Annotated in this window: 19 protein-coding genes; 8 read left to right on the top strand and 11 right to left on the bottom strand. The window is 73.3% G+C overall.

Features of this window, described 5'->3' with window-relative positions:
- Positions 1 to 36: 36 nt before the first annotated feature.
- Positions 37 to 3,561 (bottom strand): methionine synthase, encoded by a 3,525-nt coding sequence (gene metH, locus Aru02nite_RS09845; protein WP_275408611.1) that lies wholly within the window; start codon positions 3,559 to 3,561, stop codon positions 37 to 39.
- A 164-nt stretch (positions 3,562 to 3,725) separates the two neighbouring features.
- Here metH and Aru02nite_RS09840 point away from each other — a divergent pair, with 164 nt between their 5' ends.
- From Aru02nite_RS09840 to Aru02nite_RS09825, 4 genes are all read left to right on the top strand, one after another.
- The gene (locus Aru02nite_RS09840) at positions 3,726 to 4,583 is read left to right on the top strand and encodes a PAC2 family protein (RefSeq protein WP_203656874.1); all 858 of its coding nucleotides are present in this window, start codon (positions 3,726 to 3,728) and stop codon (positions 4,581 to 4,583) included.
- A gap of 2 nt (positions 4,584 to 4,585) precedes the next feature.
- Positions 4,586 to 5,563, top strand: coding sequence for an aminoglycoside phosphotransferase family protein (locus tag Aru02nite_RS09835; RefSeq protein ID WP_203656873.1), 978 nt, complete (start codon positions 4,586 to 4,588; stop codon positions 5,561 to 5,563).
- Positions 5,564 to 5,760: 197 nt separating this feature from the next.
- Positions 5,761 to 6,567 carry a GntR family transcriptional regulator gene (locus Aru02nite_RS09830; protein WP_203656871.1) on the top strand — a complete coding sequence of 269 codons (807 nt, stop codon included), beginning with the start codon at positions 5,761 to 5,763 and terminating at the stop codon, positions 6,565 to 6,567.
- The gene (locus Aru02nite_RS09825; protein ID WP_203656870.1) at positions 6,564 to 7,289 is read left to right on the top strand and encodes a 3-keto-5-aminohexanoate cleavage protein; all 726 of its coding nucleotides are present in this window, start codon (positions 6,564 to 6,566) and stop codon (positions 7,287 to 7,289) included. Before Aru02nite_RS09830 ends, Aru02nite_RS09825 begins: the two co-directional genes overlap by 4 nt.
- A gap of 238 nt (positions 7,290 to 7,527) precedes the next feature.
- On the opposite strand, the gene mshC is transcribed toward Aru02nite_RS09825, so the two are convergent.
- Positions 7,528 to 8,751, bottom strand: coding sequence for a cysteine--1-D-myo-inosityl 2-amino-2-deoxy-alpha-D-glucopyranoside ligase (gene mshC / locus Aru02nite_RS09820; RefSeq protein ID WP_203656865.1), 1,224 nt, complete (start codon positions 8,749 to 8,751; stop codon positions 7,528 to 7,530).
- A 132-nt stretch (positions 8,752 to 8,883) separates the two neighbouring features.
- Here mshC and Aru02nite_RS09815 point away from each other — a divergent pair, with 132 nt between their 5' ends.
- Positions 8,884 to 9,852 (top strand): acyltransferase domain-containing protein, encoded by a 969-nt coding sequence (locus Aru02nite_RS09815; RefSeq protein WP_203656863.1) that lies wholly within the window; start codon positions 8,884 to 8,886, stop codon positions 9,850 to 9,852.
- Between the two features lie 43 nt (positions 9,853 to 9,895).
- Here Aru02nite_RS09815 and Aru02nite_RS09810 read toward each other — a convergent pair whose 3' ends face one another.
- The 5 genes from Aru02nite_RS09810 to Aru02nite_RS09790 are packed head-to-tail and all read right to left on the bottom strand — an operon-like array spanning position 9,896 to position 14,034.
- Positions 9,896 to 10,720, bottom strand: coding sequence for an SCO1664 family protein (locus tag Aru02nite_RS09810; protein WP_203656858.1), 825 nt, complete (start codon positions 10,718 to 10,720; stop codon positions 9,896 to 9,898).
- Positions 10,721 to 10,739: 19 nt separating this feature from the next.
- The gene (locus Aru02nite_RS09805) at positions 10,740 to 11,357 is read right to left on the bottom strand and encodes a DUF3090 domain-containing protein (protein ID WP_203656857.1); all 618 of its coding nucleotides are present in this window, start codon (positions 11,355 to 11,357) and stop codon (positions 10,740 to 10,742) included.
- A 51-nt stretch (positions 11,358 to 11,408) separates the two neighbouring features.
- Entirely contained in the window at positions 11,409 to 12,116 is a 708-nt protein-coding gene (locus tag Aru02nite_RS09800; protein WP_203656856.1) for a histidine phosphatase family protein, read from the bottom strand.
- A 20-nt stretch (positions 12,117 to 12,136) separates the two neighbouring features.
- Positions 12,137 to 12,967, bottom strand: coding sequence for an undecaprenyl-diphosphate phosphatase (locus tag Aru02nite_RS09795; protein WP_203656855.1), 831 nt, complete (start codon positions 12,965 to 12,967; stop codon positions 12,137 to 12,139).
- Positions 12,967 to 14,034, bottom strand: coding sequence for an LLM class F420-dependent oxidoreductase (locus Aru02nite_RS09790; protein WP_203656853.1), 1,068 nt, complete (start codon positions 14,032 to 14,034; stop codon positions 12,967 to 12,969). Before Aru02nite_RS09790 ends, Aru02nite_RS09795 begins: the two co-directional genes overlap by 1 nt.
- Before the next feature lie 138 nt (positions 14,035 to 14,172).
- On the opposite strand from Aru02nite_RS09790, the gene Aru02nite_RS09785 reads away from it, so the two are divergent.
- Positions 14,173 to 15,141, top strand: a complete 969-nt coding sequence (locus tag Aru02nite_RS09785; protein WP_203656848.1) for an aldo/keto reductase — start codon at positions 14,173 to 14,175, stop codon at positions 15,139 to 15,141.
- Between the two features lie 73 nt (positions 15,142 to 15,214).
- Positions 15,215 to 15,415 carry a DUF5703 family protein gene (locus tag Aru02nite_RS09780; protein ID WP_239076573.1) on the top strand — a complete coding sequence of 67 codons (201 nt, stop codon included), beginning with the start codon at positions 15,215 to 15,217 and terminating at the stop codon, positions 15,413 to 15,415.
- Between the two features lie 102 nt (positions 15,416 to 15,517).
- Here Aru02nite_RS09780 and Aru02nite_RS09775 read toward each other — a convergent pair whose 3' ends face one another.
- Positions 15,518 to 16,144, bottom strand: a complete 627-nt coding sequence (locus Aru02nite_RS09775) for a hypothetical protein (protein ID WP_203656846.1) — start codon at positions 16,142 to 16,144, stop codon at positions 15,518 to 15,520.
- A 19-nt stretch (positions 16,145 to 16,163) separates the two neighbouring features.
- Positions 16,164 to 17,501 (bottom strand): M20/M25/M40 family metallo-hydrolase, encoded by a 1,338-nt coding sequence (locus Aru02nite_RS09770; protein ID WP_203656844.1) that lies wholly within the window; start codon positions 17,499 to 17,501, stop codon positions 16,164 to 16,166.
- Between the two features lie 198 nt (positions 17,502 to 17,699).
- Here Aru02nite_RS09770 and Aru02nite_RS37175 point away from each other — a divergent pair, with 198 nt between their 5' ends.
- Positions 17,700 to 18,602, top strand: coding sequence for a DUF4389 domain-containing protein (locus Aru02nite_RS37175; protein ID WP_275408608.1), 903 nt, complete (start codon positions 17,700 to 17,702; stop codon positions 18,600 to 18,602).
- Between the two features lie 174 nt (positions 18,603 to 18,776).
- Here Aru02nite_RS37175 and Aru02nite_RS09760 read toward each other — a convergent pair whose 3' ends face one another.
- Complete coding sequence (locus tag Aru02nite_RS09760) at positions 18,777 to 19,271, bottom strand: adenosine-specific kinase (RefSeq protein ID WP_203656840.1); 495 nt, start codon at positions 19,269 to 19,271, stop codon at positions 18,777 to 18,779.
- A gap of 51 nt (positions 19,272 to 19,322) precedes the next feature.
- Complete coding sequence (locus Aru02nite_RS09755; protein ID WP_203656838.1) at positions 19,323 to 19,586, bottom strand: YciI family protein; 264 nt, start codon at positions 19,584 to 19,586, stop codon at positions 19,323 to 19,325.
- Positions 19,587 to 19,608: the final 22 nt, after the last annotated feature.

The raw sequence follows: 19,608 nt of genomic DNA, 5'->3' as shown, positions 1-19,608 counted from the left end.
CATCACGCGGGCCGGGCCGGACGGTCCGGATCCGGGTCAGCGGGCGTTGAAGTAGCTCGCCTCCGGGTGGTGCACGACCAGCGCGTCGGTCGACTGCTCCGGCGTCAGCTGGAACTCCTCCGACAGCGACACGTTGATCCGCTCCGAGTCGAGCAGCGACACCACCTTCGCGCGCTCCTCCAGGTCCGGGCAGGCCGAGTAGCCGAACGCGTAGCGGCAACCGCGGTAGTCGACCTTGAGCATGCCGGCCAGGTCGCCCGGGTCGGAGTCGGCCACGCTGGTCCCGCCCGGCAGCACCAGCTCGGTACGGATCCGGCGGTGCCAGTACTCCGCGAGCGCCTCGGCCAGCTGCACCGACAGCCCGTGCACCTCCAGGTAGTCCCGGTAGGCGTTGTCCGCGAACAGCTTCGCCGTGTACTCGCTGATCGCCGAACCCACCGTGACCAGCTGGAACGCCACCACGTCCAGCTCACCCGACTCCTTCGGACGGAAGAAGTCGGAGATGCACAGCCGCCGCTCGCGACGCTGCCGCGGCAGGGTGAACCGGGCCCGCTCGGCGTGCGCGTTCTCGTCGAGGACGACCAGGTCGTTGCCCTCCGAGTAGCACGGGAAGTAGCCGTAGACGACGGCCGCCTCCAGCACCTTCTCCGCCGCCAACCGGTCCAGCCAGTACCGCAGGCGCGGGCGGCCCTCGGTCTCCGCCAGCTCCTCGTACGACGGGCCGCCGCCACCGCGGGTCGGCTTCAGCCCCCACTGCCCGAGGAACGTGGCCCGCTCGTCCAGCATCGCCGCGTACTCCGCGAGCTGGATGCCCTTCGCCACCCGCGTCCCGAAGAACGGCGGGCGCGGCACGTCCACGTCGGTCGCCACGTCGGACCGGACGGACGCGTCGTACAGGTCGGGGGCGGTGTCGGCGACCAGGGTGCGCTGCCGCTCCCGGCGGGCCCGCCGCTCCGCCAGCTTCGCCTCCCGCTCCGCGTCGACGACCGGCGCGCCGCCGCGGCGGGCGGCCATCACCCGGTCCATCAACGCCAGGCCCTCGAACGCGTCCTTCGCGTAGTGCACCTCGCCGTCGAACTGCCCGCGCAGGTCGTCCTCCACGTACGCCCGGGTCAGCGCGGCGCCGCCGAGCATCACCGGGAACCGGGAGTGCATCCCGCGGGCCATCATCTCGGCCAGGTTGTCCTTCATCACCACGGTCGACTTGACCAGCAGCCCGGACATGCCGATCACGTCGGCGTTGTGCTCCTCGGCCGCGTCCAGGATCGCCGCGATCGGCTGCTTGATGCCGATGTTCACGACCGTGTACCCGTTGTTCGACAGGATGATGTCGACCAGGTTCTTGCCGATGTCGTGCACGTCGCCCTTGACCGTGGCCAGCACGATCGTGCCCTTGCCCGAGTCGTCGGTCGCCTCCATGTGCGGCTCCAGGTACGCCACGGCCGCCTTCATCACCTCGGCCGACTGGAGTACGAACGGCAGCTGCATCTGGCCCGACCCGAACAGGTCGCCGACCACCTTCATCCCGTCCAGCAGGATGTCGTTGACGATCTCCAGCGCCTTGCGGCCGCTCGCCAGCGCCGCCGCCAGGTCCTCGTCGAGACCGTTGCGCTCGCCGTCGACGATGCGTTGCTTGAGCCGCTCCTCCAGCGGCAGCGCCGCCAGCTCCTCGGCCCGGCTCGCCCGCGCGCTCGCCGCGTCCACACCCTCGAACAGCTCGATCAGCCGCTGCAACGGGTCGTACCCCTCGCGGCGCCGGTCGTACACCAGGTCGAGGGCGACCTCGCGGTGCTCGTCGGGGATCTTCGACATCGGCAGGATCTTGCTGGCGTGCACGATCGCCGAGGTCAGCCCCGCCTGTACGCACTCGTGCAGGAACACCGAGTTCAGCACCTGGCGGGCCGCCGCGTTCAACCCGAACGACACGTTCGACACGCCGAGGGTGAAGTTGACCTCCGGGTACCGCTCGTGGATGCGGCGGATCGCCTCGATCGTCTCCAGCGCGTCGCGCCGCGTCTCCTCCTGCCCCGTCGACACCGGGAACGTCAGGCAGTCGAGCAGGATGTCCGACTGTGCCATGCCCCAGTTGCCGGTCAGGTCCTCGACCAGCCGGACCGCGACCCGTTCCTTCCAGTCCGCCGTACGGGCCTGGCCGTCCTCGTCGATGCACAGCGCCACGACCGCCGCGCCGTGCTCCTTGATCAACGGCATCGCCCGCTGGAACCGGGAACCCGGGCCGTCGCCGTCCTCGTAGTTCACCGAGTTGATCACGCAGCGGCCGCCGAGCATCTCCAGGCCCGCTTCCAGCACCTGCGGCTCGGTCGAGTCCAGCATGATCGGCAGCGTGCTCGCCGTGGCGAACCGGCCGGCGATCTCCCGCATGTCCGCGGTGCCGTCCCGGCCCACGTAGTCGACGCACAGGTCCAGCAGGTGCGAGCCGGACCGCGTCTGGTCCCGCGCGATCTCCACACAGCCGGCGAAGTCACCGGCCAGCATCTTCTCCCGGAACGCCTTCGACCCGTTCGCGTTCGTCCGCTCCGCCACCATCAGTACGCCGGCGTCCTGCCGGAACGGCACGTGGTGGTACACGGAGGCGACGCCCGCCTCGCTCTCCGGCGCGCGTGTGGCCGGAGTGACGCCGGCGACGCGCTCGGCGACCTTCGCGATGTGCTCCGGCGTCGAGCCGCAGCACCCGCCCACCAGACCCGCCCCGTACGAGGTGACGAACTCGTGCAGCGCGTCGGCCAGCTCGTCCGGCGTCAGTGGGTAGCGGGCGCCGTCCGGGGTCAGCTCCGGCAGGCCGGCGTTCGGCATCACCGACAGCCGGGTACGCGCGTGCTGCGACAGGTACCGCAGGTGCTCGGCCATCTCGGCCGGGCCGGTCGCGCAGTTGAGCCCGATGAAGTCGACGCCCAGCGGCTCCAGCGCCGTCAGCGCCGCGCCGATCTCGCTGCCGACCAGCATCGTGCCGGTCGTCTCCACGGTGACGTGGCAGATCAGCGGCAGTTTCCGGCCGGCGGCGGACATCGCGCGGTGCGCGCCGACGATCGCCGACTTGGCCTGCAACAGGTCCTGGCAGGTCTCCACGATCAGCGCGTCCGCACCGCCCGTGATCAACCCCGCCGCACAACTCTGGTACGCGTCGCGCAACGTCGCGTACGGCGCGTGGCCGAGCGTCGGCAGCTTGGTACCGGGGCCGATCGAGCCCAGGACGAACCGCGGCCGGTCCGGCGTGGACCAGCCGTCGGCCACCTCCCGGGCCAGCCGGGCGCCCGCCGCGGCGAGCTCCTCGGTGCGCTCGACGATCCCGTACTCACCCAGATTGGCGAAATTGGCGCCGAACGTGTTCGTCTCCACGCAGTCCGACCCGGCCGCGAAATAGGCCTCGTGGATGCCGCGGACGACGTCCGGCCGGGTGACGTTGAGGATCTCGTTGCAGCCCTCATGGCCCTCGAAGTCGTCCAGTGACGGGTCGGCCGCCTGCAGCATGGTGCCCATGCCGCCGTCGGCGATCAGGACGCGGTCACGGACGATGTCCAGTAGGTTCGCGAAGCTTGCCACGGGCTAAGGCTATCCGTGCGGCTCCGGGACCGCTCGCCGGCCGTCGGTCGACCGTACCGGACACCACCAACGTACGAGGTCGAACAGGTGAACAACCCGACGTTCGGCAGATGCCGCGGTAGCCGGGCGCCGGGGTTGTCGGTGGCTCGACGTAGGCTTGCGCGGTGACCGAGTTCGACGGACTTCCGGTGCTCCGCTCCCCCGTGCTCGTCGCCTCCTTCGAGGGGTGGAACGATGCGGCCGACGCTGCCACCGCGGCGGTGGACCACCTGCGCAGCGCCTGGAACGCCAGCCCGGTCGAGGAGCTCGACCCGGAGACGTACTACGACTTCCAGGTCACCCGGCCGACCGTGTCCATGGGCGACGGCGGCCCCGACGAGATCGAGTGGCCCACCAGCCGGTTCTACCGCTGCGACGTGCCCGGCGCCGAGCGTGACGTCGTCCTGCTCCGCGGCATCGAGCCCAACATGCGGTGGAAGAGCTTCTGCGACGAGATCCTCGACGTCTGCCACCGGCTGGAGATCGACCAGGTGGTGCTGCTCGGCGCGCTGCTCGCCGACGTGCCGTTCAGCCAGCCGCTGCCGATCACCGGCACCGCCACCGACTCGGCGCTGCTGTCCCGCCTCGCCCTCGCCCCCACCAAGTACGAGGGGCCGACCGGGGTGGTCGGGGTGCTGCACGAGGCCGCCGCGCGCGCCGAGCTGGACGTGGTGTCGTTCTGGGCGCACGTGCCGCACTACGCCAGCCAGCCGCCCTGCCCGAAGGCCACCCTCGGCCTGCTGCACCGGGTCGAGGAGGTGCTCGACCTGCCCGTCCCGACCGGTGACCTGGAGGTCGACACCGCCGACTGGGAGGAGCAGGTCCGCGAGCTGATCGAGGCCGACTCCGAGATCGCCGACTACGTGCGGTCGCTGGAGCAGCGCGACGGCGAGCCGGGGCTGGAGGCGCTGTCCGGCGACGAGATCGCCAAGGAGTTCGAGAAGTACCTGCGGCGGCGCGGCGGCGGCCCCGCCCCGCGCTGACCGTGACCCCGGAGGCGGCACCCGCCGTCGCCGCGGCGTTCGGGCTGGGCCGGCCGACCGGGCCACTCGTGCCCGTCGTGTACACGAGCCAGCCGACGTGGCGGCTCGACACCACCGCCGGTCGGGTCTTCGTCAAGCGCGTCGACCACACCGGCTGGCGCGACGAGCTGGCCGCCGCGATGGACCTCGAACGCCGGGCCCGCGCCGCCGGCATCGCCCTTCCCCGCCCCGTCCCGCCCGTCACCCCCACCTTCGGGTACGTCACCGACGTGGCCGGGTGGGGCACCGCGCGGGCGTACGAGTGGGTCGACGGGCGCGCGGCGACCGCGGACGACGACCTCGCCGGATGGCTCGGCAGCACCCTCGCCCGGCTGCACGCCGTCGCCCGCTGCACCACCGTCCCCGCCCCCTACTGGTACGGCCTCCACGACGAGCGCGAGTGGCGCGGCTGGCTCACCGCCGGCCACGACCGGGGCCTGCCCTGGGCGCCCGCGCTGCGCCGGCACCTCCCCCACCTCCTGCACGCGTCCGTACGGATCCGCGCCGCGTTCCGCGACGCCGCCGACCACGTACTCACCCACCGCGACGTCGAACCGTGGAACGTGCTCGTCACGCCGTCCGGGCCGCTGCTCGTCGACTGGGACACCGCCGGCCCCGACAGCGCCGGCCTCGAACTCGCGCACGCCGCGTACGACCTCGCCCGGCACCAGCGCACGACACCCGACGCCACCACCTTCCACGCCGTACTCGCCGCGTACCGGGAGGCGGGTGGTGGACCGGTGCCGACCGGACGCGACGCGCTCGCCCGACGGCTCGGCCTGCATCTCGGCCGGATCGCCGAACGCCTCCGCAGCAGCCTCGGCCAGCAGCCGCCCGGCTCCACCGACCCGGCCGCCGCGGCCACCCGCGCCACCGAGCAGCTCGCCCGGCTGCCGTCGTTCACCGCCACCCTCACCGCCTGGGCCAGCCGGATCCACTGACCCCGCGGCCTGACCCCTCGGGTACCGGACGAGCCGTTGACGGGCCGGCGTTCGCGCGCATCCGGCCGTTCGCCCTCGGCGTGCCCGCCGACGCGTCCGCACCGACCGATTCCGGCAGGGGTGGTGTGCGGCGCGGCGGGCAGATCATCCTAGGTAGCTGGGGTACGGTAGGGCGGTCCGAGGCCGAGGAGGCTGCCGTGGAGATCAATCCGGGTGTCGCCGAGTCACCGAGCCGGCAGATCGCCGACCAGCTGCGGTCCGCGATCCGCGCCGGGACGTACCCGCCGGGCGAGCGGCTGCCGTCGATCCCGTCCCTGGCCGAGGGGTACGGGGTGGCGCGGCAGACGGTGCAGCGCGCGATCGACCAGTTGCGGGTGGAGGGGCTGGTGTTGACGCGACCGGGGTCGGGCACGTTCGTGCGCGGCAGCCGGCGGCAGATGCACCGGCTGTCCCGCGCCCGGTACGGCCGGGCCCGCGGGTACCACCGGGACATGCCGGTGCGGTACCGCCAGCACGTGATCTCGGTGGGGCGGCAGGGGGCGCCGGAGGACGTGGCGCACGCGTTCGGGGTGGAGGCGGGCACGGAACTGGTCGTGCGGCGGCACGTGCTCCACCTCGGCGACCAGCCCGCGGAGGTCGGTACGACGTGGCTGCTGCCCACCGAGGTCGCCGGCAGCGGGCTGGAGACGCTCGACACCGTGCGCGGCCCGCTGTACCTGGCGGTCGAGGAGGCCACCGGCCGGCGGTACGCCCGCGCCCGCGACCACATCACCGCCCGCCAACCCACCCGGCAGGAGGCCGAACTCCTGCGCGTCCGCCCAGACACGCCGGTACTGGTGCTGCTGCACGTGGCGAGCGACCAGAAGGGCGACCCGATCGAGGTCACGCAGGCGACGTGGCCGGGGCCGGGCACGATGCTCGTCGACGAGTACCCGGTGCCGCAGGGGCCGGAGCGGCCGGACCCGCGCGAGGACGACGGCGGCTTCGACATCGTGCTGGCATGACGGCGCACCGGTGGATCCAGACGTGCCTGAACGGGGCACGTACCAGCGCGGACGGCGTGCCGGTCACCCCGGCGGAACTCGCGGCCGCGGCGGCCGGCGCGGTCGCCGCCGGCGCCACGGACATCCACCTGCATCCGAAGGACGACGCCGGCCGCGACACGCTGGACCCGACCGCCGTCGCCGGCTGCGTCACGGCGGTGCGTGCCGCTGCCCCGGGCGTACCGGTGGGGGTGACGACCGGTGCGTGGACGGAGCAGGATCCGAACCGGCGCGCCGCACTCGTCCGCGCCTGGCCCGTACTCCCCGACCACGCCTCGGTCAACTGGCACGAGGACGGCGCGGACGACGTCGCGGACGCGCTGACCGAACGGGGTGTCGGCATCGAGGCCGGGCTGTGGTCCGGCACCGACGGCGCACGCCGGTTCCGGCGGTGGCCCGGACACGCCTCGGTACTGCGGATCCTCGCCGAGGTCACCGACACCGACCCGGCCACCGCCCCGGACACCGCGGTACGCCTGCTCGACGAGCTCGCCGACGTGGCCGTACCGGTGCTGCTGCACGGGGAGGACGGCGGGGCGTGGCCGGTCCTGCGACTCGCCGTCGCCCGCGGCCTCGCCACCCGCGTCGGCCTGGAAGACACCCTGACCTGCCCGGACGGTACGCCCGCGGCCGACAACGCCACCCTCGTCCGCGCCGCCCTGACCTACCCCTGGCCCGCCTGACCGACCGACCCGGTCTGCCCTGACCGTGCCCGACCTGACGCGGCCATGACCCGCCCAACCCGACCTTGCCCGCCCGCCTCTCCTGGCCCGACGTGGCTTGTCGCAGCGGTACGGGCGGGTGCGGTGGGGTGGGTGGGCACGGTGGACCTCCGGCGGAGACGATACGGAGTGGGCACTCCGATTCCCTTCCAGGAAGATACGGAGTGCCCACTCCGGATGTCAACGCGGCCCGGGACCGTCAGAGGCGGACGCCGAGGAGGGCGTCGACGGCGTCGGCCACCGTATGGCCGGCGGTCGGGTCGGCGCCCTCGCCCGTACACCAGGCGTCGACGACGGCGAGCGCGCCCGGGGTGTCCAGGTCGTCGGCGAGCCGGGCGCGCAGTGACGCCAGCAGCTCCGCACCGTCCGGCCCGGCCGGCCGGGCCACCGCGGTACGCCAGCGGGCGAGCCGCTCGCGGGCCTCGTCGAGCTGCGCCTCGGTCCACTCGCGGTCGGCGCGGTAGTGGCCGGCGAGCAGGCTGAGCCGTACGGCGGCCGGGTCCTCGCCGCGCTCCCGGAGCGCCGACACGAGCACGAGGTTGCCCTTGGACTTGGACATCTTCTCGCCCTGCCAGCCGATCATGCCGGCGTGCACGTAGTGCTCGGCGAACGGCCACTCGCCGGTCAGCGTCTCGGCGTGCGCGGCGGACATCTCGTGGTGCGGGAAGATCAGGTCGTTGCCGCCGCCCTGCACGTCGATGCGTCGGCCGAGGGTGCCCATCGCGATCGCGGCGCACTCGATGTGCCAGCCCGGTCGCCCGTCCCCGAGCGGCGACGGCCAGCTCGGCTCGCCCTCCCGCGCCGTACGCCACAGCAGCGGGTCGAGCGGGTCGCGCTTGCCGGGCCGCTCGGGGTCACCGCCGCGCTCGGCGGACAGCGCGGTCATCGTGGCCCGGTCGTAGTTCGACTCGTACCCGAAGCGCTTGGCGGCGGCGACGTCGAAGTAGACGTCACCGGTCCCGTCGGCCACCCGGTACGCCGCGTCGACCGCGAGCAGCCGCTCCACCAGCGACGCGATCTGCGGGATCGTCTCCACCGCGCCGACGTAGTGCTCCGGCGGGAGTACCCCGAGCGCGGCCATGTCCGTACGGAAGAGCTCCGTCTCGCGCTCGGCCAGCGTCACCCAGTCGATGCCGTCCCGTTCGGCCCGCTCCAGCAGCGGATCGTCCACGTCCGTCACGTTCTGCGCGTACCGCACGGCGTGGCCGGCGTCCCGCCACATGCGGTTGATCAGGTCGAACGTGATCATCGTGGCGGCGTGCCCGAGGTGGGTCGCGTCGTACGGCGTGATGCCGCAGACGTAGAGCAGGGCGGTGTCGCCGGGGGTCGCCGGGCGCACCGAACCGCTTGCCGTGTCGTACAGGGCGAGGGGGGTTCCGGCGCCGGGGAGGGTGGGGAGCGCAGGCGCCGACCAGGTATCCATGACCGCCAGCGTAACGAGGAGGTGGGACGGTCGGCCCCTACCGCCGGTCCGTGAGGGCGGGCACACCCGCATGGCCCCCGCCGGCCCGGTAGGACAGAATCTCCCCCGGCGTCGATCTTTCGAGGAGTACGGATGTCGCAACCCGTCGGTGAGCTGGCCCGGCGACTCGGTCTGGGCGCGGACGCGGAGCCCTGGCTGGCCGAGCTGGCCGCGGTGACCGGCCCGGACGTACCGCTGCCGGACGAGGCCGAGGCGACCCGGCTGATGAAGATCATGGGCATCCCGGCGGCCGACGCCGCCGAGGCGCTGACCGCGGCGCCCGACCCGGACCGCCAGCCCGAACTGTGGTGGCTGCTGCAACGCAGCCGGCTGCTGCTGGCGTCCCGGCTCGGCGACCAGACGCCGCTCGCGTCGTGGCCCGACCTCCCCCGCGAACTCGACCGGTACGCGCGCTACTTCTACCTGTGGGTGTTCCTCGCCGCGTCGCCCGCGCTCGTCGCGTACCACGAGGGGCACGGGGTGCCGGCGGACATCACCGCGGACACCTTCGCCGACCTGGGGTCGAAGGCCGCGCTGCACCGGCGTACCCACGGCACCGGCGGGCTCGACAAGCAGGCGTGGTTCACCCTGCACTTCCGCGGCCTGCTGTACGCGCTGGGACGGCTGCAGTTCAACGTGGACACCGCCCGGGACCGCGCCGGCGGACCCCCGCCCGAGACGCCGACGCTCGACGCGCACATCCCGGAGAGCGGCCCGATGACGCCGGCCGCCTGCGACGCGTCGTTCGCCGCCGCCCCCGGGTTCTTCCTCCGTCACTTCGGCACCCGGTACGACGTGGCCGCGTGCACGTCGTGGCTGATGGACGACCAGCTCACCGAGTACCTGCCGGCGGAGTCGAACATCGTGCGGTTCCAGCGCCGGTTCCGGCTCGCGCCCGGCGGGTACGAGGGAGACCGGAACATCATCGAGTTCGTGTTCCGGCGGATCGACCCGGACCTCGACGACCTGCCGCAGGACACGTCGCTGCAACGCGCGGTCGTCTCCCACCTGCGGGCCGGCCGGCACTGGCAGGTCCGTACCGGCTGGGTCGACCTGGCCTGACGCCGCGCCGCGGTGATGCGGCGCCACCGCGGCTCACCCAGGGCTAGATCGGCGGCCAGGGCAGGGCGGGCCAGTCCTCGCCGGGCATCGGGTAGCGGCCGGCCGCCAACAGCCGGTCGGTACGGGCCAGCGTGGCGCGGACCTCGGTCAGCGTCAGGTGCTCGGCCAGCTCCTCGCCGAGGCCACCGGCGAGGTCGGCGCGCAGCGCGCGCAACGTCTCCGCGGTCTCGGCGGGCAGCTCGTCGCCGGCCCAGCCCCACAGCACGGTACGCAGCTTGTCCTCGGCGTGGAACGAGATGCCGTGGTCCACCCCGTACAGCCTGCCGTCGGCGCCGGGCAGCACGTGGCCGCCCTTCCGGTCGGCGTTGTTGAGTACGGCGTCGAGGGCGGCCATCCGGGCGAGCCGCTCGTCCGGCGCGTGGGCCAGCACGTACGGTTCGCCGTGCTCGCCGCGGGCCGCGGCCACCGGATGCCAGCCCGCCGGCACGTCGTCGGCCGGGACGAAGCCGACGAGTTCGGTGTCGTCGGTGTCGATCCAGAGCTGGCAGGCGCCCGGCCCGACCGGACCGTCCCGCAGTACGGTCGGCGGCACCAGGTCCCAGCCCGTCGCCGCCGACACCAGGAACGCCGACACCTCACGGCCGGCGAGCGTACCGTCCGGGAAGTCCCACAGCGGACGCTCGCCCCGCACCGGCTTGTACACGCAGCGGGCGCGCAGGCCGTCCAGCGTGATGACGGCGCGCAGGGTCGCATTGGACGACTCGGCGAGCAGCCCCTCCGGCTCGATCGTCCCGTGCCGCAACAGGTCCAGAGCCACCTCGGCCGGTACCTGCGGGGTACCGACGGGCTCCGCCACCGGCTCGGTCATGGCGCCGCCTCGGGGTCGGTCACGCGTCGGGGGTCATGCGGTGGTAGCCGTTCTGCCGGGGGCAGAGGTGGCCGTCGGGGTCGAGCGGGAGGCCGCAGAGCGGGCACGGCGGGCGGCCGGCGGACACGACCCGCCGGGCGCGCTCGATGAACGCCCGGGTCTCGCGCGGCCCCAGCCGGACCCGCAGCAGGTCGAGGTCGGGGTTGTCCAGCTCGGGGATGCCGTCCGGATCGGGGTCCGGCTCGGGGTCGTCGTCCTCGTCCTCGTCGGTGGTCAGCGCCTCGGCGCCGTCGCCCGCGGCGACCGCCTCGATCAGGACGGTGTTGTTCTCCGAATCCCAGGCGAGGCCGAGGGTGCCGACCCGGAACTCCTCGTCCAGCGGCGTGTCCAGCGGCTCGTTGTCGGCGGGCAGCGGCTCGGCCGTGTCCGGGATGTCGGCCCCGAACCGGCGAACGGCCTCCGCCAGCAACTCCTCCAGCTTGTCCGCGAGCAGCGTCACCTGCACCTTCTCCAGCGCGACGCTGACGACCCGGCCGCCACCGCGGGCCTGGAGGAAGAAGGTGCGGTCGCCGGGCTCACCGACCGTCCCGGCGACGAACCGGTCCGGCGGCTCGAAGTCATAGACCTGGCGTGGCATGCCTCGACCCTATCCTCACCGGCCGCCGCGCCGCCCCGCGCCCGGCCGCGTTCATCCCGTACTCCCGCCGACCGTGGCGTCCGAGTCGGCCCGCTTCGCCCGGCGGCGCCGCCGCTTCGGCGGTGGTACCAGACCGGACAGGTCGCTGCCGAGGTCGTTGAGCCGCATCACGAACGGCCGCAGCGGCGTGTAGCGGATCACGGTGACCGAGCAGGGCTCGACCACGATCCGCTGGAACTGGTCCAGGTGCATGCCGAGCGCATCGGCCACGATGGCCTTGATCACGTCGCCGTGGCTGCACGCCAGCCACAGCGCGTCCGGCCCGTGTTCGGCGCCGACCCGACCGTCCCACTCGCGTACGGCGGCGACGGCGCGGGCGGAGGTGGCGGCGAGCGGCTCACCGCCGGGGAACACCGCGGCGGACGGGTGGCTCTGCACCACCTTCCACATGGGTTCCTTGGCGAGTTCCTTGAGCGGGCGGCCCTCCCAGTCGCCGTACCGGCACTCGCCGAGTCGGTCGTCGACCACCGGGCCGGCGCCGTCGGCCGGCTCGCCGAGCACCGCGGTCACCGTCTCCCGGCAGCGCTGCAACGGCGAGGTCACGACCGTACGCCAGGGCAGGGCGCGCAGCCGGGTCGCGGCGGCCTCGGCCTGGGCGCGCCCGGTGTCGTCCAGTCCGACCCCGGGCGTCCATCCGGCGAGCACGCCCTCGGCGTTCGCGGTGGTCCGTCCGTGCCGCAGCAGTACCAGGGTGGCCATCCGGCAACCCTAGCCGCCGGTCAGGTCGCGTCGATGGTGCCGGTCAGCAGCAGAACGGCGAGCAGGATGCCGAGCGGCACGCGGTACCAGATGAAGGTGGTGAGGCTGTGCTTCGTGACGAACCGCAGGAACCACGCGACCGCCGCGTACGCGACGAGGAAGCTCACCACGGTGCCGACCAGGGTGGGCAGCCAGCCGATGCCGCCGGTGGCGACCGCGTCCTTCAGCTCGTACACGCCGGCGGCGGCGAGGGCAGGGATGCCGAGGAAGAACGACAGCCGGGTCGCGGTGACCCGGTCCAGCCCGCGTACCAGTCCGGCGGAGATGGTCGCGCCGGACCGGGACACACCCGGTACCAGGGCGATGACCTGGGCGACCCCGACGAACAGCGCGTCCCGCCAGCCCACGTCCAGCTCGGTACGGCGCTGGCTGGCGTACTTCTCGGCGAGCCAGATGACGACGCTCCACAGCAGCAGCCCGGCGACGACGAACCACAGGCTGCGCAGCACCGACTCGATCAGGCTCTTGCCGACGACACCGGCGACACCGATCGGGATCGACCCGAGGATCACGTACCAGCCGAACTTGTAGTCGAAGTCGCCGCGGTGCGCGGGGCGGAACAGGCCGCGCACCCAGCCGACGACGATGCGCACGATGTCGGTGCGGAAGTAGAGCACCGCGGCCAGGATCGCGCCGACCTGGATCACCGCGGTGAACGCGGTCAGCGACGCCGAGTCGGTCTTCATGCCCATCAGCCGCTCGACGATCGTCAGGTGACCGGTCGAGGACACGGGCAGGAACTCGGTCAGGCCCTCGACGACGCCCAGCACGGCGGCCTGCCAGAGGTCCATCAGACACCCGCCTTCGCCGCGGCGTCCACGACGGTACGCAGTGTGCCGAGCGCGTGCGCGAGGATGTCCGCCGGCTCGGCCACCCCGGGCGGCGGGTAGGGCGCGATCGTCAGCGTCGTGACGCCGGCGTCGGCGTACGCGGTGAGGCGGTCGGCGATCCGGTCGGCCGGGCCGAGCAGCGACGTCCGGTCGATGAACTCGAACGGCACCGCGGCCATCGCGTCCCGGTGCCGCTTCGCCAGGAACAGGTCCTGCACCTCGGCGGCGGCGTCCGCGTAGCCCATGCGTACGGCGAGCTGGTTGTAGAAGTTCTGCTCGCGGGAGCCCATGCCCCCGACGTACAGCGCGGCGTACCCGCGGATCGGCTCGGCGCACACCTGCGGGTCGTCGCCCAGCACCACCGGTACGGTCGGCACCACGTCGAAGCCGTCCAGCGGTTTGTCCACCTTCGCCCGGCCGGCGGCGACGTGCCGCAACTGCTCCCCCGCGTACTCCGGGGCGAGGAAGACGGCGAGCCAGCCGTCGGCGATCTCGCCGGCCAGTTCGAGGTTGCGGGGGCCGACGGCGGCCAGGTAGAGCGGGATCTCGCGGGTCGGGTGCACGGTCAGCCGCAGCGCCTTGCCCGGCCCGTCCGGCAGCGGCAGCTGGTAGAACTCCCCGTCGTACTCGACCTTCTTGCGGCCGAGCGCCAGCCGCACCACGTCCACGTACTCCCGGGTGCGCTTGAGGGGCTTGGCGAAGCGGACCCCGTGCCAGCCCTCGGAGACCTGCGGCCCGGACACGCCCAGGCCGAGCCGGAACCGGCCGCCGGAGATGCCGTCGATCGTCGCCGCGGTCATCGCGGTCATCGCCGGGCTGCGCGCCGGGATCTGCATGACCGCGCTGCCGAGCCCGATCCGTTCGGTCTGGCCGGCGAGCCAGGCGAGCATCGTCGGCGAGTCCGACCCGTACGCCTCGGCGGCCCAGACCACGTCGTAGCCGAGCCGGTCCGCCTCGCGGGCGAGGGTGAGGTGGGCGCGCGGGTCGTTGCCGGCGCCCCAGTAGCCGAGGTTGAGTCCGAGCCGCATACGGCACTCCCTTGACGCCAAATGCCCGAAAGATCCGCCATCGGTGGACGCGCGGCGCCCGCCCGCCCGTGCAGGGTAACCGTGCTCCCGGCGGGTCGCTGCCGGACACTCCGCCCACCGCCGGTACCGTCCGATCGTATGGAGCAGCGCGCGCTCGGCCGTACCGGCCTGCGGGTGTCGAGAATCGCCCTGGGGACGATGACGTGGGGCCGCGACACCGACCCCGACGACGCCGCCGCGCAGCTCAAGACGTTCGTCGACGCGGGCGGCACGCTCATCGACACCGCCGACGTGTACGCCGACGGCGACGCCGAGCAGATCATCGGCGGCCTCATGGGCTCGCTCGTACCCCGGTCCGAGCTGGTCATCGCCACCAAGGCCGGGCTGCGGCCGGACCAGCCGCGCCGCCGCGACGCCAGCCGGGTACACCTGCTGCGCGCGCTCGACGCGTCGCTCGACCGGCTCGGCACCGACTACGTCGACCTGTGGCAGCTGCACGGGTACGACCCGCTCACGCCGCTCGACGAGACCCTCGCGACGCTCGACCTCGCCGTCTCCTCCGGCCGCACCCGGTACGTCGGGATCTCCAACTACTCGGCCTGGCAGACGGCGAAGGCCGCGACCTGGCAGACCGCCTGGCCCGGCCGCGCCCCGCTGGTCTCCGCGCAGGTCGAGTACTCGCTGGTCGAGCGCGGCGCGGAACGCGAACTCGTACCCGCCTGCCAGGACCTCGGCCTGGGCATCCTGCCGTGGTCGCCGCTCGGCCGCGGCGTGCTGACCGGCAAGTACCGGCACGGCACGCCGGCCGACTCGCGCGCCGCGTCACCGCACTTCGAGCGCTTCATCGAGCGGTACCTGGACGACACGTCCGCCGGCATCGTGGAGGCCGTCGCCACCGCCGCGGACGGCCTCGGCGTCTCCCCGCTGGCCGTCTCCCTCGCCTGGGTACGCGACCAGCCCGGGGTGGTCGCCCCCGTCGTCGGCGCCCGTACCGTCGGGCAGTTGCTCGGGTCGTTGCAGGCCGAGGACCTCACCCTGCCGCCCGAGATCCAGTACGCGCTGGACGACGTGTCCTCCCCCGCGCTCGGCGGCATCGGGCCCGGCTGAAAGTCCGGACGGATCAGGTTTTTTTGCCCGCCGTACTGGTCCCGGCCACCCCGTGTTGGGCAGGATTCAGTATGTGCCACCCGACTACGAGTACGTCCCGCTCCGGATTCCGCCGGACGTCGACCGGTTGACCGCACAGGCTCGGCTCGCCATCCAGGCCGAGTTCGCCGGCTGGGAGCTGGCCACCGTGCGCCTCTACCGGGACGGCAGCCGCCAGGTCACGCTGCGTCGGCGCCTGGGCGCCGAACCGCCGCTGCCCGGCCTGTCGTACTGACGGCGCCGGAGCGGGACGTCTTCCGGCCGCGAGGCAGGCGCCCGCCACGGGCACCCGCCACGCTCCCCCGTGGCCGCGGGGAAGCTGGGGAGCGCCCGCGACTCAGCGCTCCTCGACGTGCTCGTCGAAGCGGTACAGCACCTTCTCGTCTGCGGCGAGCACGAACGGACCGCTGTCGTCGGAGTCGTCCAGCGTGTCCGGGTCGAGCGGCCGGGCCACCTCGGTGACCGTGACGACCCCGCCGAGCGGCTCCAACTCCGGTACGTCCAGCGAGCCGAGCGACCCGTCGCCGGCCTGCATCAGCTCCGCCACCGCCGCCCCCACCGTACGGACCGGGCCGTCGGCGTCGGGGGCGTGCACGGTGGCGCGCCGGATCGCCTCGGCGGCCCGCAGCAGCGACGCGCTGTTCGGCACCGTGTAGTCGCGGCGCTGCCGCACCGACACCGTCACCTGGCGCTCGTCGGCGCCGTCCACGGCCTCGTCGGCGGCGTCCCACCGCTGGTCGGCCTCGGCCGGGTCGATCGGCTCCACGTCCCACGGCGTCACCTCGCCGAACTCGTCCAGCAGCGCCTCGTCGTACGCGAAGGAGGCGTTGTTCAGCTCGACGTAGCTCTGCCAGACGCCGTCGTCCTCGGTGCGCCCGCCGGCGGCGCGGACCGCGGCGAGATGCGCGCGGGCCGCCTCCACCACACGGTTCAGGGCGGCGTCGAGGTCGCTGCGGTCGGTCATCGTGGGTCTCCCAGACTCCTCAGACACGGGACAGGAACCGGTCCAGCACACGGACACCGAACCGCAGCGCGTCCACCGGTACGCGCTCGTCAACGCCGTGGAACAGCCCGGAAAAGTCTAGATCGGCCGGCAGCTGCAGCGGCGCGAAGCCGAAGTGCCGCATGCCCAGCCGACCGAACGCCTTCCCGTCGGTACCGCCGGACAGCATGTACGGCACCGGAAGCGCGCCGCTGTCGTGGTACCGCAGGGACTCGGCCATCGCGTCCACCAGCGGGCCGGCGAACTCGGTCTCCAGCGCGGGCTGGTGCTGCTCGTACGTGATGTCGATGCCGGGGCCGGCGAGGCGCTGGATCTCCGCGAGGAAGCTGTCCTCGTGGCCGGGCAGCGCGCGCCCGTCGACCGTCGCGTACGCCTCGCCGGGCACCACGTTCGTCTTGTAACCGGCGGACAGCATCGTCGGGTTGGCGGTGTTGCGGATGGTCGCGCCCACCAGCCGGGCCATCGGGCCCAGCTTGGCGATGACCTCCTCCGGCTTCTCCGGGTCCAGCTCCATCCCGAACGCCTCGGACACCTGCTCCAGGAACGTCCGCACCGTCGGCGTCAACACCACCGGGAACTCGTGCGCGCCGATCCGCGCGACCGCCCGGCACAACGCGCTGACCGCGTTGTCGTGGTGGATCATCGAGCCGTGGCCGGCGGTGCCGCGGGCCGCCAGGCGCATCCAGTTCAGGCCCTTCTCGGCCGTCTCGATGCAGTACAGCCGGAGGTCGTCGGAGACGGAGACGGAGAAGCCGCCGACCTCGCCGACCGCCTCGGTGCAGCCCTCGAACAGGTCCGGGTGCTTGTCGACCAGGTGATGCGCCCCGTACGTCGAGCCGGCCTCCTCGTCGGCCACGAACGCCACCACGATGTCGCGCGGCGGCACCCAGCCGGTGCGGTGCCACTGCCGCACCAGCGCCAGCACCATCGCGTCGAAGTCCTTCATGTCGATCGCGCCGCGACCCCACAGGTACCCGTCGGACAGCTCACCGGCGAACGGCGGCAGCGTCCAGTCCGCGGCGTCCGCGGGCACCACGTCGAGGTGCCCGTGCAGCAGCAGCGCCGGCCGCGACCGGTCCGCGCCCGGGATGCGCGCCACCACGCTCGCCCGCCGCGGCGCGCTCTCCGTGACGAACGGCTCCAGACCCACCTCCGCGAGCTTCCCCGCCACGTACTCCGCGGCGACGCGCTCGCCGACGCTCGTGTCGGTGTCGCCGGTGTTCGTGGTGTCGATGCGCAGCAGGTCCCGACAGATGTCGACCACCTCGTCGGTCGCGTCGATCACGCCGGTCGGGCGGTCTGGCTCCGTCTCGCTCATGCGCCCTTCATACCAGCCCGGGCGGACATGCCGGGGCACGCGGTCCACCCGGTCCACTGTGGAGGGTCGCGGCGCCGGGGCCCCGCCGGCACCGGTACGCCCGGAACGTCGCGACCGCCGTTTCCGCCCCGATCCGCCTGGCGACATCTAGCGTGGTGATCGTCACCCTGGGCACCCCCCGGGACGGAGATGCCTGACATGCAACCGGACACCCTGCCCGAACCGGTACGTCTCACCGGCCGACTCGACGGGACGCCGAGCCGCTGGCTGTGGCTGGTCAAGTGGCTGCTCGCGATCCCCCACTACATCGTGCTGTTCTTCCTGTGGATCGCCGTCTGGGTGGTCACGATCATCGCGTTCTTCGCCGTACTGATCACCGCCCGGTACCCGCGGTCGCTGTTCGACTTCACCGTCGGCGTGCTGCGCTGGAGCTGGCGCGTCGGCTACTACTCGTACTCCGTGCTCGGCACCGACCGGTACCCGCCGTTCACGCTCGCCGAGCGGGACGACTACCCGGCCACGCTCACCGTCGTGTACCCGGAGCGGCTGTCGCGCGGGCTCGTCCTGGTCAAGTGGTGGCTGCTGGTCATCCCGCACTACCTGCTCGCCGGGGCCATCGCCGGCGGCGCGTACGGCGGGTACCGGGCCATGGACGGCAACGCCTCCCACTACTCCACCGGTGCCAGCCTCGCCGGCCTGCTCGTCCTGTACGTCGCGGTCACGCTGCTGTTCGCCGGCCGCTACCCGCGCGGCATCTACGACCTGCTCATGGGCATCCACCGCTGGGGCTACCGCGTCGCCGCGTACGTGTCGCTGCTGACCGACCGGTACCCGCCGTTCCGGCTCGACCAGGGCGGCGCCGAACCCGGCCTCCCGACCCCCGGCTACGGCGGCCCCACCCCCGACGCCCCGGGTACCGGTGGCCCCGCGCCCGGCGGCCAGCCTTACGGCGGTCCTGCTGCCGGCGGGCAGGCTTCGGGATGGCCCGGCGCCGGCGATCCCGGCCCCGGCTCGGGTGGACCGACTCCCGGCTGGCCCGGACCGGGTGAGCCGCGCCCGGGTACGGGTGGGCCGGCGTCCGGTGGGCCGACCTCCGGTTGACCCGGCTTCGCCGGCATCCCACCCGGGCGCCGGCGGACCACCATCCGGGCCGGTCCGGGCGAGCCGGGCGGGGTCGGAGCCAAGGCCTGACCCACACCCGGGGTCAGGCCTGGTAGCCGAGGCCTGATCCCACGGGGTCAGGCCCCGTTGCCGAAGTCTGACCCACAGACCGGGTCAGACTTTGTAGCCGAGCTCGCGGAGGAGGGTACGGCGGTCGGCGACGTCGGCGTCGGTCTCCACCCCGACCGGCGGGAGGCCGTCGACGACGCCGACCACGCCGCGACCGCCGCCGACCTCGGCGACGAGTACCTGGACGGGGTTGGCGGTGGCGCAGAAGATCCCGCACACCTCCGGTACGGCGCGGACCGCGGGCAGCACGTTGACCGGGAACCCTTCGCGGAGCAGTACGAGGAAGACGTGGCCGGCGCCGATGGCCTGCGCGTTCGCGACGGCCAGCTCGGTCAGCGCCGCGTCGTTGCCGGACCGGCGGACCAGCCGCGGACCGGACGCCTCGTTGAACGCCAGCCCGAACCGCAGCCCCGGTACCGCGCCGGCCAGCGCCTCGTGCAGGTCCTCGACCGTCTTGATGAAGTGCGACTGGCCGATGATGACGTTGACGTCGTCCGGCTTGCGGAGCGGAACGGCGCTCAGGGACACACTGTCGGTCATGGCGCCGACGCTAGCGGTTCCGGCGGCGTCCCGGGCGCGTTCCCGCGGGCGTCAGGTGGACCCGACGACGGGGTTCCACTCGCGTACCGCGGTGACCGTCACGCCCGGCGTGCGGTAGTAGGGATCGGCGGCGATGATCTCGGCCACCTCGGGGCCGTCCGCGGTGAACAGCAACAACGCACCCGAGTCGTCCGAGTACGGGCCGGCCGCGGCGAGCAGCCCGCGCGCGTGCAGATCGGCGAGCAGGGCGCGGTGCGCGGGACGGGCGGCGAGCCGCTCCGGCTCGGCGGTGAAGGAGAGTTCGACGACGACCATGCCCCGACCGTACGGTGTGCCG

Origin of the sequence: Actinocatenispora rupis, assembly GCF_016861975.1 — a bacterium.
Lineage (GTDB): Bacteria > Actinomycetota > Actinomycetes > Mycobacteriales > Micromonosporaceae > Actinocatenispora > Actinocatenispora rupis.
Note: the sequence above shows the minus strand (reverse complement) of the source record. Positions and strands in the feature narration are given on the sequence as shown.